At 26.3% G+C, this 16,736-nt stretch carries 15 protein-coding genes; 12 read left to right on the top strand and 3 right to left on the bottom strand.

Annotated elements, in window-relative coordinates; all coding sequences use genetic code 11:
• Positions 1–6: 6 nt before the first annotated feature.
• From LPB03_RS08455 to purD, 10 genes are all read left to right on the top strand, one after another.
• Entirely contained in the window at positions 7–1,104 is a 1,098-nt protein-coding gene (locus LPB03_RS08455; protein WP_065317897.1) for a glycosyltransferase family 4 protein, read from the top strand.
• Between the two features lie 58 nt (positions 1,105–1,162).
• Complete coding sequence (locus LPB03_RS08450; RefSeq protein WP_139058914.1) at positions 1,163–2,383, top strand: lipopolysaccharide biosynthesis protein; 1,221 nt, start codon at positions 1,163–1,165, stop codon at positions 2,381–2,383.
• A 17-nt stretch (positions 2,384–2,400) separates the two neighbouring features.
• The gene (wzy, locus tag LPB03_RS08445; RefSeq protein WP_065317895.1) at positions 2,401–3,789 is read left to right on the top strand and encodes an O-antigen polysaccharide polymerase Wzy; all 1,389 of its coding nucleotides are present in this window, start codon (positions 2,401–2,403) and stop codon (positions 3,787–3,789) included.
• Complete coding sequence (locus LPB03_RS08440) at positions 3,786–5,036, top strand: O-antigen ligase family protein (protein ID WP_065317894.1); 1,251 nt, start codon at positions 3,786–3,788, stop codon at positions 5,034–5,036. The genes wzy and LPB03_RS08440 overlap by 4 nt, the downstream gene beginning before the upstream one ends.
• A complete protein-coding gene (locus LPB03_RS08435) occupies positions 5,033–6,100 on the top strand; it encodes a glycosyltransferase family 4 protein (protein ID WP_065317893.1) in 1,068 nt (355 codons plus the stop codon). The genes LPB03_RS08440 and LPB03_RS08435 overlap by 4 nt, the downstream gene beginning before the upstream one ends.
• A complete protein-coding gene (locus tag LPB03_RS08430) occupies positions 6,101–6,649 on the top strand; it encodes a putative colanic acid biosynthesis acetyltransferase (protein ID WP_065317892.1) in 549 nt (182 codons plus the stop codon).
• Positions 6,639–7,802 (top strand): glycosyltransferase, encoded by a 1,164-nt coding sequence (locus LPB03_RS08425; RefSeq protein ID WP_065317891.1) that lies wholly within the window; start codon positions 6,639–6,641, stop codon positions 7,800–7,802. Before LPB03_RS08430 ends, LPB03_RS08425 begins: the two co-directional genes overlap by 11 nt.
• Positions 7,803–7,835: 33 nt before the next feature.
• On the top strand, positions 7,836–9,191 hold the full coding sequence (locus LPB03_RS08420) for an undecaprenyl-phosphate glucose phosphotransferase (RefSeq protein ID WP_065317890.1): 1,356 nt from the start codon (positions 7,836–7,838) through the stop codon (positions 9,189–9,191).
• Positions 9,160–9,930 (top strand): glycosyltransferase, encoded by a 771-nt coding sequence (locus tag LPB03_RS08415; protein ID WP_065317889.1) that lies wholly within the window; start codon positions 9,160–9,162, stop codon positions 9,928–9,930. Before LPB03_RS08420 ends, LPB03_RS08415 begins: the two co-directional genes overlap by 32 nt.
• Before the next feature lie 101 nt (positions 9,931–10,031).
• On the top strand, positions 10,032–11,306 hold the full coding sequence (gene purD, locus LPB03_RS08410) for a phosphoribosylamine--glycine ligase (RefSeq protein WP_065317888.1): 1,275 nt from the start codon (positions 10,032–10,034) through the stop codon (positions 11,304–11,306).
• Positions 11,307–11,316: 10 nt separating this feature from the next.
• On the opposite strand, the gene LPB03_RS08405 is transcribed toward purD, so the two are convergent.
• Together LPB03_RS08405 and LPB03_RS08400 are read right to left on the bottom strand one after the other, a co-directional pair.
• Positions 11,317–12,357, bottom strand: coding sequence for a sensor histidine kinase (locus tag LPB03_RS08405; protein WP_065317887.1), 1,041 nt, complete (start codon positions 12,355–12,357; stop codon positions 11,317–11,319).
• An 11-nt stretch (positions 12,358–12,368) separates the two neighbouring features.
• Positions 12,369–13,067, bottom strand: a complete 699-nt coding sequence (locus LPB03_RS08400; RefSeq protein WP_065317886.1) for a response regulator transcription factor — start codon at positions 13,065–13,067, stop codon at positions 12,369–12,371.
• A gap of 225 nt (positions 13,068–13,292) precedes the next feature.
• Between LPB03_RS08400 and LPB03_RS08395 the strand changes: the two genes are divergently transcribed.
• Both LPB03_RS08395 and LPB03_RS08390 read left to right on the top strand, forming a co-directional pair.
• A complete protein-coding gene (locus tag LPB03_RS08395; protein ID WP_065317885.1) occupies positions 13,293–15,356 on the top strand; it encodes a T9SS type A sorting domain-containing protein in 2,064 nt (687 codons plus the stop codon).
• An 86-nt stretch (positions 15,357–15,442) separates the two neighbouring features.
• Complete coding sequence (locus LPB03_RS08390; protein ID WP_065317884.1) at positions 15,443–16,159, top strand: 3'-5' exonuclease; 717 nt, start codon at positions 15,443–15,445, stop codon at positions 16,157–16,159.
• A 102-nt stretch (positions 16,160–16,261) separates the two neighbouring features.
• On the opposite strand, the gene LPB03_RS16995 is transcribed toward LPB03_RS08390, so the two are convergent.
• On the bottom strand, positions 16,262–16,648 hold the full coding sequence (locus LPB03_RS16995) for an ABC transporter C-terminal domain-containing protein (RefSeq protein ID WP_422894387.1): 387 nt from the start codon (positions 16,646–16,648) through the stop codon (positions 16,262–16,264).
• Positions 16,649–16,736: the final 88 nt, after the last annotated feature.

The raw sequence follows: 16,736 nt of genomic DNA, 5'->3' as shown, positions 1-16,736 counted from the left end.
TTGTTTATGAAAGTTTTATTTATTACAAATCTTCCTAGTCCTTATAGAGTTAATTTTTTTTCAGAATTAGCTAAATATTGTGAGTTAACAGTTTTTTTTGAAGGAAAGAGAACTAAAGATAAAGAGATTATATTTAATTGGAATGATAAAAATATTTTATCATTTAATGCGATTTTTTTTAATCATTTTTTTAATGAATTTAAAATTTCATTCTCAATTATTAAAAAAGCATTATTCGGAGATTTTGATAAAATTGTAATATGTTGTTATAATACAAGAACACAATCTTTATTAATTATATTATTTAAAATTTTAAATAAAGAATATTATTTTGAAACAGATGGTGGTTTATTAAAACAAAACGAATCCAAATTAAATATTTTTTTCAAAAAATTGTTAATTTCAAATGCGAAATCTTATTTCAGTACAGGAGATCAGTGCGATAAATATTTAATGAACTATGGTGCTAAGAAAGATGAGATTGTAAGGTACAGTTTTACAAGTTTATATAAAAGTGATGTTTTAAAAAAATTACTTACAAAAGAACAAAAAAATAAATTTAAGTCTAAACTTGGCATTCCTTATAAAAAAATAATTATAGGAGTAGGAAGGTTTATTAGTCTTAAAGGTTTTGATACTTTAATTAGAGGGAGTGTGTTGTTAAATAAAGACGTGGGTGTCTACATTATAGGAGGAAAGCCAACAGAAGAGTATATTAAAATTAAAGAAAAACTAGAGTCAAATAATGTGCATTTTATAGATTTTTTAGCTAAAAAAGAATTAGATGATTGGTATTTTGCTGCAGATATATTTGTTTTACCAACTAGAGGTGATGTTTGGGGGTTAGTGATAAACGAAGCTATGTCTAAAGGATTGCCTGTAGTTACAACAAATATGTGTCCAGCTGGCCTTGAGCTTATAGCAGATAAAGAATGTATCTTCACAGTTGATGATTATGATTATTTGAAAAATATTCTTAAAAAAATTAGCGAAGATGACGATTATGCCTACAAATTAAGTAGAAATAACTTGGAAACAATTAGGCAAAAAACATTTGAAAATATGGCTATTGAACATAGAGATGAATTTAAAAAAGATGATTAAATCTCTTACTAAAAAACATTTTCACAACTACTTTTCATCTTTTTTACAAAGGTTTTGTATGTTATTGTCACAATTATTCTTAATTCCTGCTTTTATTTTAAATTTAGGATTAGAACAATATGGAGAATGGTTAATTCTGACTACAATACCAAATTACTTACTATTAAGTGATTTAGGATTAACGCTAACTGTAACAAATGAACTTTGTAGATTAATAAATTTAAAGGAGTTTTCTAGTCAAGAAAAATTATTTAAAGCGGCATTAAGTTTTCTTTCAGCTATCGGGTTATTTCTAATTTTTACTTTTTTAGTATTATCTAATTTTATTGATTTTGCAGCATTGCTGAACTTTAAATTTTTATCAAACAAAGAATCATTTCTCATACTTTTAGGATTTATGATAAATATTTTTAGTTTTTTAATTTTTTTAATTACTATTGGATATTTTAAAGCACTTAATTTATTTCATAAGCACGAATACTTTTTAGCCTTAACTCTCTTTTTGGACTTTCTTGCAACTTTAATTATTTTAAATTTTAATGTTGCCTTATATTTTATTCCAATAACAATGGCTGTTATTCGTTTTACGATGATATTTATAATGAATATTCAATTGAAAAAAGTTGGATTCTATAAATTTGGGTATACATTAAAATGGGGTAGTGCAATAAAAATGTTACCTGTATCTTTAAAACTTAGTTTTTTTCAATTAGGTACTGCTTTTTTTATTCAAGGAAGTACCTTTCTAGTCGGAATGGTATTGGGTTCCGCATCTGTTGTAGTTTTTAATACAATTAGAACTCTAGTAAATTCATTAAGATCTTTTATTAGTATATTATATATACCTACAATGCAAGAATTTACTATTTTAATAACAAAAAAATTAAAAACACAAGCGTTTACAAAATTAAAGAAATTATTATTATTAATTTTTTTAATATCAGTAATATCTGGTTTAGGAGTCTACTTTTTAAGAGATTTTATTTTCGATTTATGGTTTAAAAATGGTTTTACTTATAACGTAAATTTTTTAGCATTTATGTTATTAGCCACTGTTATTCATAATTTATGGAATGCCGCTAGTATGTTGCCAATTTCTATTAATAGAATGAATGAATTAGCAATATATCCTTTCTTAGGTATTACGGTTTTAGTGGTTCAATATTTTATAATACCTAAAACTGGGTTAACAGGATTAGCAATAAGTTTTATATTTATGGATTTAGTAATGTTATTTTTAGTTTTTAAGCTTAATTATAAAATTTTAAAGAATTTTTAAATAAAAAGATTATCAAAATGAAAAAACGTTTATTTTTACTATTGATGCTTCTTATTGTTTTTATAGTTCTTCAAATTAGCAATACAGCTCCTATTCAACATAGAATAATGTTTATTTTTAGTTTTGGAGTATTATTATTATTTACAGCATTTTATTTACTTAATGAAAAGGATTTTTCACCTTTCATAGCCTCCTATATTGTGTTTTCTTTTTTGTTTCTTATAATGGCTCCTATACTGCAATTAGATGAATATTTTAATGGAAAGAGTAACCATTTTTTTAATGGACTAACTTATTCTAATGAACTCATTTTAAAAACTAATATTTTAATAATCATTTTTAATGTAATTTTTTTTACAGTATATTTTACTTTTAATAAATATTACAAAAAAGTAAAATACCTCAAATACAGTAGATATACTCCTTTATTTATATTTATTTTTTTTATCCTAAATCTTTTTGTTTTTATTATAAAATACGATTATTTAACATCTAAAATTAATTTAAGCTCAATTGTCAGTACAACAAGCAAAATGAGTTCTATACTTAATGCTAAATTTTTATTCTATTTACCTTTTGCACCTCTGGTAGTTGGAGTGTATTATCTAAAAAATAATTGGAAATATAAAAAGCAAAACTATTATATAATTTATTCAATAGTTATAGTAATGCTTCTCATTTTATTATTATATAATAATCCATTAACAACTAAAAGAAATGCATTAGGACCTATTTATATCTCTTTAATTTTTGTATTAATTCCAAAATGGATTAATACAAATTTTAAAATATTGTCTTTATTATTATTTAGTTTAATAATTTTATTCCCACTATCTAGTTTGTTTACACATTCCGAAAAGAATTTGTCAGACATGTCCTTTACAGAGATAGTTTCTTATAAAAATGTAAAAGAGAGCGTCTCTAGTCAGTTTACTAGTTTAAATTTTGATGCTTTTTTAATGGCAGCTTCAACTATTGATTATGTAGAAAAAGAGGGGCACACCAAGGGGCGTCAGTTATTACCTTCTGGGTTATTTTTTATACCAAGAGCTATTTGGGTTGATAAACCTGTAACTACAGGAGAAATGATAGGTGAGCACATTCAAAAACACCACGATAAAAGCAGGTCGTTTCATAATTTAGCTGTACCTTATGTCGCAGAATCATATATAGATTTTGGAATTATTGGAGTTATACTTTACGCTATACTTTTGGCGTTTCTTTGTTTAAAATTTGTAAATTGGTTAAAATCTAACGATTCTTTAAGACAACTTAGTGCATTTTATTTTTCTATTCATTTAATTTTTTTGTTAAGAGGAGATTTAACCAATGGATTCGTTTATTATATTATTCCATTCTTTTCTTTTTTTATTTTTCCTAAAATTCTAATGAAGTTTTTAAGATGAAAGAAGATAAACCATCCCATTTGATATTAACTATAATACTTTGTCTTAACGCAGGAATAATTCTTTTTCCAAGTAATTTTAAATTTATACCGATAGTTTTTTTAGTGTTTTTTTCATTTTACTGTTTTAAAAAAACAAAAAAAATGAATGTTTTTTATTTTGTTTTTGCTTCAACACCCTATTTTCTTTTGATAGTGGGTATGTTTTATACAAAAAATATTACTTATGGTATAAAATTTCTAGAAACAGAATTTTCGTTGTTATTATATCCTTTATGTTTTGCTTTATTGCCAAAGGAACTTTTAAAATGGCAAGTAAACAATAGATTAAATTACATTTTAGGTGTGTTTTGCTTTTCAATTTTTATTTTTTCAAGCTGTGCATTTTTATATTTCATAATTTTTGAAAACAGATCTTTAGATTATGTAATACAACATTATAATATTTTAATAGACAAATCTATTTATCCAAAATATCAAATACATTCTATTTACCTAGCATTAAATGTAGGAATTAGTTTAATTTTTTCATTTTTCTTGATTAAAAAACAAAAAAAATATATTTTAAAATTATTGACTTTAATAAATATATTGTTTGCAATTTTGCTTCTTGCATTTCTTAATAAAAGAATGGCAATAATAGCTCTTTTTATTGTTTTTTTAATCCATGTAGTTTTAGAATTAAAAAAAATAAGAATTAAAAAACTAACGCTTGTTTATTATGTTGCTCTATCTGCGGTAGTAATAATAGGAGTAATTTTCATGCCAAGGTATAAGAATCAAAATAGTTTCCATGAGTTTAACAATATAGTTACAACTATAAATGATCCAGAGACGTCAATAGGTAAAAGAGTTTTTTTATATAAAAGTGCATTTAAATTATTTTTGAAAAACCCTTTATTAGGAGTCGGAACAGGTGATGCAAATGAAAAACTTTCAAATGAGTTAGCAATACTTCTTCAAACTAAAAGTGAAAATTACAATACACACAATCAATATTTAAGTTATTTAATATCTCTTGGTCTGTTTGGTTTTATTATTTTTATATGTTATATATTTTATGTTTTAAAAATATCATTAATTAGTAATGAAGTTTTAATGTTTTATTTATTTGTTTTTCTATGCTTAAATATGATGTCAGAAAATATTTTAGAAAGAGAGTCAGGAGTTCTTATTTATGCTTTCTTTTTAAATTTTTTTCTAAAGCTAAATTTAAATTCTGATAATAAAAGCATCAAATTAAAATGAAAAAAATATTATTAGTTGGGCCTTTTCCAAAACCAATAACAGGTTTATCGCTTGCAAATGAAGTTTTATATAAAGGTTTAATAAAACAAAACGATGTTGATATAATCAATATGTCTTATAGTAAATTTGAAGAAGTTGTTGGGGGATTTAATATTTATAAAATGTTCTATTTTTTGAAGTTAAATTTATATTTTTTTAAATCTTACAAATATGATTCTATATATATAACAATAGGTCAAAGTTTTTTTGGTGTCATGAAATATGCATTACTTATTCTTACAGGAAGACTTTTTAATAAAAATATTGTAATCCATCTTCATGGAAATCAATTAAAAGGGATGTATGATAATCTAACATTTATCAAAAAAATAATAATAAAAAGAATACTTTCAATGGCTAATTATGGTATTGTTCTTTCTAATTCGCTAAAAAAAAATTTAACATTTTGTTTAAAAGAAGAGAATGTTTTTATTATTAATAATTTCATAGAAGATGATTTATTTATAAGTGATATTGAATATAATCTTAAAAATTACAATGATTTAAGAATTGTATACATAGGTAATTTAATGACAGAAAAAGGTATATTTTATTTACTTGATGCATTAAATATGTTACAAGAAAAAAATATTATTTTTAAAGCAAGATTTGCAGGTAACATAGACGGTGACATTCAGGAAAAAGTAATGTCGTATTTTGAGAGAAACAAAGATTTAGAGTATTTAGGAGTTGTTAGGAATAAGGATAAAAAAGACTTATTATTATGGGCAAATACATTTGTTTTTCCATCTTATTTAATTGAAGGATTGCCTCTTTCAATATTAGAAGCAATTGTTACCAGGAATACAATCATTACAACCAAACATCAATCATTAAATGACATACTAGATGAAGAAAATTTATTTTTCGTTAATAAAAATTCTGATGAAGAAATTGTAAATGCACTATTGAAACAGGCTATAGAAATTGATGAGCAAAAGATATTAAACAATTATAATTCAATAAAACACTTTACAGAATCAAAATTTGTTTCTGAAGTTGAAAAAATATTACACCTAAAATAAATGCAAGAATTAAGCATATTTAAACTACCTAGAAATTTTAGAGGCAGAAATGCATTTGTTGTTCAACTATGGTGGATTGTTCAGTCTATTTTTTTTAAGAATTCTCCACAGTTTCTTTACGGTTTCAGACGTTTTTTATTACGTTTATTTGGAGCCAAGATTGGTAAAAAAGTTATCATAAGACCTTCAGTTAAAATTACATATCCTTGGAAAGTTTCAATAGGAGATTATTCTTGGATTGGTGATGATGTTGTTTTATACTCATTAGGTGAAATCGAAATTGGTAAAAACGTAGTTATTTCACAAAAATGCTATATATGTACTGGATCTCATGATTATTTACAATCTGATTTCCCTATTTTTGCAAAGAAGAATATAATTAAAGATGAGTGTTGGTTAGCAACTGATGTTTTTGTTGCGCCAGGTGTTATTATTGGAAAAGGATCTGTTATAGGTTCTAGAAGTAGTGTTTATAAAGATATTGCACCCAATAAAGTTTGTGTAGGGAATCCTGCGAAAATAATAAGAGAAAGAAAAATTGACAAGTAAAAATATATTAATCATATCGCCTTTCTTTTTCCCAGAACCAATTTCTACTGGGAAATATAATACAGATCTAGCAATAGAATTATCAAAAAAAGGACATAAGGTTACCGTTTTATGTTTTCACCCATTTTATCCAGATTGGAAAGTAAAATCGAGCAAACTTAATCTCGAAAATATTAAAATAATAAGAGGGGGTAAAAATATATTTTTCACAAATAAAACTTTTGTTAGAAGGTTAATTTTAGAATTAAGTTTTGGGTTTTTTATTTTGAGGAAAATTAGAGAATTTAAAAAAAATATAGATATTATAATCCCAATATTTCCACCAAGTTTTGCTTTCTATTTTAATTTACTTTTTATAAAAAGGCAAATTAAAAAAATTGGTATTGTACATGATTTACAAGAAGTTTATTCATCAGAAAAGAAAGGTTTTATTAATAAATGTTTAAAATATTTTATCCATAAAGTGGAGAAAAAATGTTTTAAAAGTTGTGATAAGCTTATCTTTCTATCGAACGAAATGAAATCTGAAGCAAAATATATATATAATTTAAAAGAAGAGAAATTAATCGTACAATATCCTTTTATAAATATAAATAGTAAAATAACGAATGATTTAGCTGCTATTTTTGATAAAACAAAAACTAATATTGTTTATTCTGGCGCTTTAGGCGAAAAACAAAATCCTAATAAATTATATGAGTTTTTTATACAAGCTAGTAAAACTAATAATAGTTTGAATTTTTATTTTTTTTCTAAAGGAGTTTTTTATAGAAAATTAAAAAAGCAAAACAAAAATCCTCAAATTCATTTTTATGATTTGGTTGATAAGAGTAATTTAAAAGAACTTTATAATTTAAGTGATGTACAAATTGTACCACAAAAAGAAAATACATCTAAAGGTTCATTACCATCAAAACTTCCAAATTTATTAGCATCTGATTGTAAAGTTTTAATTATTACAGATCCAGGAAGTGAGATAGAATCAATTTTTAAAAAGCATAAGTTAAATGATGTTGTTACAAGTTGGCATACAAATTTATTAATTAATGCCTTAGAAAAATTAATTTCAAAGGATGTTGATTTTGACCATCAGCAAAAAATTGCAAAAGAATTATTTACAATACAGAGTATGTTGAGTGAAATTGTTATTTAAAATAATATATTTGTTTTAAATAATAAATTAAGCTTGAAGAAAAGATATTCGCATTTTATAAGACCATTTCAAATAATTTTAGATGTTTTAATTCTTAATTTTATCGTTTATTTTATCTACGATAAAGAATTTCTTAATTTCTCATTTTTATCTTTTATTACTTTATTTTGGTTATTCACTTCATATCTATTTGGTTTTTATAAAGTTTATAGATATACAGGTCCTTTAAGAATACTTACACTTTTAGGAAAACAGTTTTTCTTTTTTACACTAAGTTATTTTGCATATTTTGGTGTTTTTAGAGAAGGAGATGTGGTTCATAATCAATTCTTAATTTTAATATTGATGTTTGTATTGGTCACTTTTTTTAAGTTCTTATCATATTTTTTACTAAATAAATACAGAGCTTTAGGTAATAATTATAGAACAACAATAGTTTTAGGTTTTGATGATTCAGCTAAAAAAATTATTAAATTATTTGAAAGTAAAGCAAATTTAGGATATAAATTTTTAGGTTTTTTTTCTAATAAAATGTCAAGTAATAAAAATTATTTAGGCAATTTTAATGAGGCATTAGAATATGCAGTAGAAAATGCTGTTGACGAAATTTATTGTGCAATATCTAGTTTGAGAAAAGAACAAATAAAAGAAATAAATAAATTTGCTATAGAACAAAATATAAATCTAAAATTAATTCCAGATACTACAGAATTATATAGTAAAGAACAAGAGTTAGAGTTTTATGATGATACAATTACCATTATAAATGTAAAAAAATTACCTTTTGAATTCGCCGAAAATTTCTATATTAAAAGAATTTTTGACATCTTTTTTTCATTATTTGTTTGCCTATTTATTTTGTCTTGGTTAATACCAGTTTTATGGATTTTAGTGAAATTAGAATCTAAAGGGCCATTGATTTTTAAACAACATAGAGAAGGTTTAAATGGAGAAGAATTTGTGTGTTTTAAATTCAGATCTATGAGAATTAATGCTTTTTCTGATAAAATTCATGCTACAAAAAATGATACTAGAGTTACAAAAATAGGTGCTTTTTTGAGAAAAACAAGTATGGATGAGTTACCACAATTTTTTAATGTCTTATTTGGAAATATGAGTATTGTGGGGCCAAGACCACATTTAGAAAGTTTATCTTTAGAGTATCAAAAAGATGTAGATGATTATTTAAAAAGACATATTGTAAAGCCTGGAATAACAGGTTTAGCACAGGTAAGTGGTTACAGAGGAGAAATCAAAAAAAAATCTGATATAAAGAATAGAGTAAGATTAGATATTTTTTATATAGAAAATTGGTCGTTTTTATTAGATATTAAAATCATTATTAAAACAGTTTTAAATGTTTTTAAAGGAGAAGAAAAAGCATATTAATATGATTACAGCTTCTATTGTTTTATATAACGAAGATATAGAAACCTTAAGAAAAACTGTTGCTTCTTTTTTAAATACGGCAATTCCTAAAAAACTATATTTAATTGATAATTCTCCAATTAATGATGTTGAAAGATATTTTGTAGAGTCAGAAATTGAATATATTTCTACAGGAAAGAATTTAGGTTTTGGTAAAGCTCACAATCTAATTTTAAATAAAATTCAGTCAGAATATCACTTAATTCTAAATCCTGATGTAGTTTTTAACCCTGATGTAATTCCGAATTTAATTGGTAAATTAAAACAAGATTCAAGTATTTCTTTTATTACACCAAAAATTTTATATCCTAATAATAGCATACAATATGTTTGTAGAAAACATCCAACTTTTTTCGATTTAGCTAATAGAAAATTAAAGTTGTCAAAGAAACTTATTAATAATAACGAGTATAGAAATCAAGACTTTTGTACATCCTTTTGTCCAGAATTTATTCATGGTTGTTTCATGTTTTTTAGAACTAAGCATCTCAAAAATTTAAAAGGTTTTGATGAACGTTTTTTTTTATACATGGAAGACGCAGATATTTGTAGAAGAATTGACGAGTTAAGTAATAAAAAGATGTATTACCCAAAAGTAGAAGTTTTGCACCAACATCAACAAGGTTCTTCAAAAAGTATAAAACTTTTTTTTAGGCACACTTCATCAGCCATAAAATACTTTTTAAAATGGGGATTTTAACCTCAAATTTTCACAATCGATAAAATTTCTACAATTCAATTCCTTCATAAATTTAGTATCCAAAGAAATTAAAATATATTTGCAATCCTAACAAAACAATTATGAATATACTAATTTTAGGTTCTGGAGGTAGAGAACACGCATTTGCTTTAAAACTGTCTAAAAGTAATAAAGTAACACAACTTTTTGTAGCTCCAGGAAATGCGGGTACTCACACTATTGCAAAAAATATAAATATCAACCCAACAGACTTTAAAGCTGTTAAGGATGTTGTTTTGCAAAATGATATTAAAATGGTAGTTGTGGGGCCTGAAGCACCTTTAGTTAATGGTGTTCATGATTTCTTTTTAGCTGATAATGAGTTGAAAAACATTCCTGTAATTGGTCCTAAAAAAGACGGAGCTTTGTTGGAAGGTAGCAAAGATTTTTCGAAACAATTCATGCAAAAACATGGAGTACCAACTGCAAAATATAGGTCTTTTACGAAAGATAATTTAAAAGATGGTTTTAGTTTTCTTGAAACTTTAGAACCACCTTTTGTTTTAAAAGCAGATGGTTTAGCAGCAGGAAAAGGAGTTTTAATCTTAAATTCTTTAGACGAAGCAAAAGTTGAGTTAGAAGAAATGGTTTCGAATCAGAAATTTGGCGAAGCTTCATCTACAGTAGTTATAGAAGAGTTTTTAAAAGGAATTGAATTATCAGTTTTTGTTTTAACAGATGGGAAAAGCTATAAAATTTTACCATCAGCAAAAGATTATAAAAGAATTGGAGAAGGAGATACAGGTTTAAATACTGGTGGAATGGGTGCAATATCTCCTGTGCCATTTGCAGATAAAGCTTTCCTAGATAAAGTTGAAGAATTAGTGGTAAAACCTACTATAAATGGTTTGCAAAAAGACGGAATTGATTACAGAGGTTTCATCTTTATTGGGTTAATGAATGATCATGGAAATCCATCAGTTGTTGAATATAATGTAAGAATGGGTGATCCTGAAACTGAAGTAGTTTTGCCAAGAATAGAATCGGATTTATTTGATTTATTTGAAGGTGTTGCAAACCAAACTTTACATGAAAAATCCTTTTCTGTATCAGACAAAATTGCAACAACTGTGATGTTAGTTTCTGGTGGTTATCCTGAAGCTTATCAAAAAAATAAAGAAATTACGGGTTTTGATTCAGTTAGCGAATCTATTGTTTATCATGCAGGAACCGTTATTAAAGACGATAAAGTAGTTACAAGTGGAGGTAGAGTTATGGCAATAACATCTTTTGGAGACACCATTCAAGATGCCTTGACAAAGAGTTACAATAGCATTGATAAAATCAATTTTGAAAAGATGAATTATAGAAAAGATATTGGTTTCGATTTAATTTAAAACCCAATATTTATTTAGCTTTTTCAAGCGTAAATGAAAATTCAGAGCCTTTACCAAAAGTACTTTTTAGTAGTATTTTTTGATTATGTGCTTCCACAATATGTTTCACTATAGAAAGCCCTAAACCAGAGCCACCTTGTTCACGAGATCTACTTTGGTCTACTCTATAAAAGCGTTCAAATAAACGTGGTATATGTTCTTTGTTGATGCCTTCTCCATTATCAATTACTTTAACAATAAACTTTTTATCATTAAAATCGTCTACTCCTAAAATAGTAGTTCCATTTGGTTTTCCATATTTAATGGAATTTACAATTAGATTAATAAGTACTTGTTCAATTTTTTCAACATCACCTTTTACAAAAACAGGGAATTCATAAATTTTGTCAAATCGTAGAGAAATATTTCTCTTCTTAGCTTTCATTTCAAACAAATCGAATACATTCTGTATCAATTCAAGAATATTAAATACTTCTATATTTAACTTTAAACCATCATTTTCTAATTTAGCAATCATATCTAAATCTTTAATAACAGCAACCAACCTTTCTACACCTTTATTAGCTCTATCCAAATACTTCATACGTATTTGTTTATCATTAATAGCACCTTCCATTAAGGTTAAAATATAACCTTGAACCGTAAATAATGGTGTTTTTAATTCGTGAGCAACATTGCCAAGAAAATCACGTCTAAAAGAATCTCTTTCCGTTAAATTTTTGATTTCTAAACGCTTTCCTTCCACAAATTTCTGCATGCTTTTAGATAATTTATCAATATCTGTAGTTGCAGAGTCTCTTTTTAAATCGTTTACATTTAAGATAGATACTTCTTGATATAGTTTTTTTAACCTTCTATATATGAAATGTTCAGCTCTATACTGTGTAATGAAAAACGAAATTATAAAAAGAATAATAATTGAAAAAATGATGGTAATATAGCCAAAATGCTCACTTATTATATAATAGGTGATGCCTGCAATAATTACAGTAAGGAGTGTTAAATAGAGCGCAGACCAAAGTGCGTAGGAATATGTCTTTTTTAGTTTCAAAAGGCTTGGTTTTACTTTTCGTTTTCTAGTAAAACAAATTTATAGCCAACTCCTTTTACTGTTTTAAAATGATCGTCGCCAATTTTTTCACGGAGTTTTCGAATATGAACATCAATAGTTCTTCCACCAACAACAACTTCATTTCCCCAAACAGTATCTAAAATAACTTCTCTTTTAAAAACCTTTCCAGGTCTAGAAGTTAATAAAGAAAAAAGTTCGAATTCTTTTCTAGGCAACGAAATTTTTTCTCCAGCTTTATAAACTACATATTCATCTCTATCAATAACAATGTCACCAATCTTAAGAGAATCTTCACTTTCTTTTTCAGATTTGAGTCTTCTTAATAGAGATTTTATTTTGCTTATTAAAACCTTTGGTTTTATAGGTTTTGTGATATAGTCGTCTGCTCCAGCTTCAAAACCAGCAACCTGTGAGTAGTCTTCTCCTCTTGCAGTTAAAAAAGCGATTAGCACGTTTTCTAAAGATTTTATTTTTCTAATTTTCTCACAAGCTTCAATACCATCCATTTCAGGCATCATAATATCCAGTAATATTAAATGTGGCATGTTCTTTTTTGCAGATTTTATTGCCTCTAAACCATTTTCTGCAGTAAAAGTCTGATAACCTTCATTTCTTAAATTGTAACCAACAATTTCTAAAATATCTGGTTCATCATCTACTAATAAAATTTTAATATCGCTTTTATTCATTATTTTTTAATATTGAATATCAAAAATACAGATAATTCTATTATAAAGACAAGTTGTTAACAATCATTTAATCTTGGCAATTTTTGTTTACTTTTAAATAATATTGAGTATGTATTTGAAATACAGCTGTATATGATGGCTTAACAATTAATTAATGTGCTTCTAATCAGAATAAAAAACAAATATTCCCTATATTTACATTTCAATTCTAAAATCAAATCACACATGAAAAAAAATTACATTTTTACTTTATTAATTACACTTTGTTTTAGTGCATTTTCTTTTGGACAAACCACACTTGCTCCAGGAGATATAGTAATCATCGAAATGCAAGGAGATGCACCTGATGGTTTTAGGTTTGTACCTTTGGTAGATTTGGAAGCTGGAACAACTATTAGGTTTACAGATAATGGTTGGATGGCAACTGCTCTTAGAACTAGTGAAGGAACAGTATTGTATACTGCACCAGCAGGTGGAGTAGCGAAGGGAACAAATATTAGATATACAGTTGGAGGTACAACTGACTTTACGCTAGATGGTAATGATTTAAATATTGCATCTAGTGGAGACCAAATTTTAGCATATCAAGGAGATACTGCCTCACCAACATTTATATTCGCTGCATCTGGAAGTAGTACAGTTTGGCATACAGATACAAATGATTCTAATCAAACAGATTTACCTACAGGTTTAACAGATGGTGTTAATGCTGTAACTTTAGGAGCAGGTGATGGTCCAGAAAGTGAATTTGATAATATTTATTATTCAGGAATTACTACTGGAAGTAAAGCAAGTTTATTGGCAGCAGTGTCTACAGCTAGTAATTGGACAGGAGAAAATGATGGGTCAAAATTAAATCCTATAACTACTAATTTTACTATTACAACAAGTACAGCACCAAGTTTAAGTATATCATCACCTATCAATAATAATGTTTATGATGCAACTGTTACAGATATTCCTGTTAATTTGGTTGTTGAAAACTTTACACTTTCTGGTGATAATGGTTCTGAAGAATCAGATAACTCAGGAGATGGTTATATATTAGGAGTTTTATCTGAAAATGGAGTTATTGATGGATCTAAAAATATATTTTCTACTTCTGAAACTATTGATAATGTTGTACCAGGAACTATATATATTATAACTGCAGAGTTAGTTGATAATGATGGAAATTCATTATCTCCTAAAGTAGAAACTACTACTACTTTTTCTGTTGCATTTCCATGTAGTATTGAAATAGGTTCAATTTTAACTACATGTAATACAGAGACAACTTCTTCAGATACTTACGATATTTCTATACCTTTTACTGGTGGTAATACATCAACTTATGTTTTAACAGCAGATTCAGGAACAATTGGTGGTGATGATCCATCTACGACTGCATCAGGAACTATTACTATTTCTAATGTTACTGAAGCAACAGATGTTGTTTTTACATTAATTGGAGATGTTGCAAATAGTACTTGTAATTTATCAAGAAATATTTCTAGTCCAACTTGTTTACCAGCGCCAACTTGTCCTGAAATAGGAGACTTGATTATTACAGAAATTATGCAAAATCCAAATGCTGTTGGTGATGAGTTTGGTGAGTATTTTGAAGTTTACAATACTACAGGAGCACCTATTGACATGCAAGGTTGGATGATTAAATCTTTAACTGTAAGTTCAAAGGATCATGTAATTGAAAATAGTTTAATTGTACCAGCAAATGGTTATGTTACTTTAGGTATAGATTCTAATATAGCTACAAATGGAGGTGTAATAGTAGATTATCAATATGGATCTAATTTTTTCTTAGGAAACAGTTCAGATTCAGTTGCTTTAGATTGTGGATCTTCAATTATAGATGCTGTTTCTTGGGATAATGGAGCTACTTTTCCAGATCCAACAGGTAAAAGTATGGAGTTAGCAGTAAGTAAATATTCTGCAACTGATAATGACAATGGTGCAAATTGGGGAGAAGCAACTCAAGAAATTATAAAGGATGGAGATTTAGGAACTCCTGGTGCTGCAAATACCTTTACATTGAGTATCGTAAAAAATCAAATAGAAGGTTTTGCAATATACCCAAATCCTGTAACAAATAATACATTCACAATTACTACTAATAGTACTGATAAAAAAGAAGTGAAAATGTTTAATGTTTTAGGAAAACAAGTATTTGCTACTTCTTTTTCTGATACAAAATCAACTATTGATATTCCTGCAATTTCTGCTGGATTATATATCTTAAAAGTAACAGAAGGAACTAGAACAGCAACTTCAAAATTAGTGATTAAATAAATTAGTATTTTTTTTAAATATTTAAAAGCTCTGAATTTTTTCAGAGCTTTTTCTTTTTTGTTATATTTAGAAAAAAAAGAATTGCTATGAATCTAACGTATAAATTAAATAATATTTTATTTTTAGATATTGAAACAGTTCCTCAAGAAGAAAGTTGGGAACAATTATCAAAAGAAATGCAAGGGCTTTTTGAGAAGAAAACTCAATATCAAAGAAAGGAAGAATTTACTGCAGAACAATTTTATGATAGAGCAGGTATTTGGGCAGAATTTGGTAAAATAATATGTATTTCAGTTGGTTATTTTGTAGATGTGGATACTAAAAAACAACTAAGAGTTACCTCTTTTTTTGGTGATGATGAACACAAATTACTTACAGAGTTTAAAGTTTTGTTAGATAAACATTTTGCCAAGAAAGATAATATTCTCTGTGCTCATAATGGAAAAGAATTCGATTTTCCTTTTATTGCTAGACGAATGATTATACATAAAATAGATCTTCCTAAAAAACTAAATTTATTTGGTAAAAAGCCTTGGGAAGTTCCACATATAGATACTTTGGAATTGTGGAAATTTGGCGATTTTAAACATTACACCTCCTTAAAATTATTAACGTCTATTTTAGGAATTCCATCACCAAAAGATGATATTGATGGGAGTGAAGTAGCAGCTGTATATTATAAAGAAAAAAATCTACAGAGAATTGTTGCGTATTGTGAAAAAGATACTATTGCAGTTGCACAAATTTTATTACGTTTTAATAATGAAGATTTAATCGAAGATAAAGATATTGTTAGTGTTTAGATTCATGATTTAATTTCAAGATAGATATAGATTAAGAATAAAAAAGCGCAAAGTAATTTATAAATTTCTTTGCGCGTTTTAAAATATTTATGGATTGTATTTCTAATCTTCTTGCTTCATAGAAAGCTCTAACCATCGTTCTTCTTTTTCCTCTAATTCATTGGCAATTTCTTGCAATTCTTCAGATTTTTTAGGAATATCATCTGCATCAATTTCTACATTTAAAAACTGATTTTCTATGGTTAATTTTCTTTTTTGAAGTCTTTCAATTTCAACTTCTAAAGAACCAAACTCTCTTTTTTCATCAAAACTTAATGTGTTTTTTGATTTCTTTTTCTCTTCAACCTTTTTTTCGATAACTTTTTCTACAGGCGCTTCTTCTGCTTCATTAGAGTTTTCGTAAGCTCTAAAATCAGAATAATTTCCAGGAAAATTCTCAACAACACCTTCGCCTCTAAAAACGAATAATGCATCAACAATTTTGTCCATAAAATATCTATCGTGAGAAACTACCAATAAGTTTCCAGGATAATCTAACAAAAAGCTTTCTAAAACATTTAAAGTTACTACATCTAAA

This window comes from Polaribacter vadi (genome assembly GCF_001761365.1).
Taxonomy (GTDB): domain Bacteria; phylum Bacteroidota; class Bacteroidia; order Flavobacteriales; family Flavobacteriaceae; genus Polaribacter; species Polaribacter vadi.
Note: the sequence above shows the minus strand (reverse complement) of the source record. Positions and strands in the feature narration are given on the sequence as shown.

Excerpts from the sequence above, each read along its gene's own strand:
- LPB03_RS08435 (WP_065317893.1), top strand. The coding sequence starts at position 5,033 with ATGAAAAAAATATTATTAGTTGGGCCTTTTCCAAAACCAATAACAGGT.
- LPB03_RS08455 (WP_065317897.1), top strand. The coding sequence starts at position 7 with ATGAAAGTTTTATTTATTACAAATCTTCCTAGTCCTTATAGAGTTAAT.
- wzy (WP_065317895.1), top strand. The coding sequence starts at position 2,401 with ATGAAAAAACGTTTATTTTTACTATTGATGCTTCTTATTGTTTTTATA.
- LPB03_RS08400 (WP_065317886.1), bottom strand. The coding sequence starts at position 13,067 with ATGAATAAAAGCGATATTAAAATTTTATTAGTAGATGATGAACCAGAT.
- LPB03_RS16995 (WP_422894387.1), bottom strand. The coding sequence starts at position 16,648 with ATGGACAAAATTGTTGATGCATTATTCGTTTTTAGAGGCGAAGGTGTT.
- purD (WP_065317888.1), top strand. The coding sequence starts at position 10,032 with ATGAATATACTAATTTTAGGTTCTGGAGGTAGAGAACACGCATTTGCT.
- LPB03_RS08395 (WP_065317885.1), top strand. The coding sequence starts at position 13,293 with ATGAAAAAAAATTACATTTTTACTTTATTAATTACACTTTGTTTTAGT.
- LPB03_RS08430 (WP_065317892.1), top strand. The coding sequence starts at position 6,101 with ATGCAAGAATTAAGCATATTTAAACTACCTAGAAATTTTAGAGGCAGA.
- LPB03_RS08440 (WP_065317894.1), top strand. The coding sequence starts at position 3,786 with ATGAAAGAAGATAAACCATCCCATTTGATATTAACTATAATACTTTGT.
- LPB03_RS08390 (WP_065317884.1), top strand. The coding sequence starts at position 15,443 with ATGAATCTAACGTATAAATTAAATAATATTTTATTTTTAGATATTGAA.
- LPB03_RS08450 (WP_139058914.1), top strand. The coding sequence starts at position 1,163 with ATGTTATTGTCACAATTATTCTTAATTCCTGCTTTTATTTTAAATTTA.
- LPB03_RS08415 (WP_065317889.1), top strand. The coding sequence starts at position 9,160 with ATGTTTTTAAAGGAGAAGAAAAAGCATATTAATATGATTACAGCTTCT.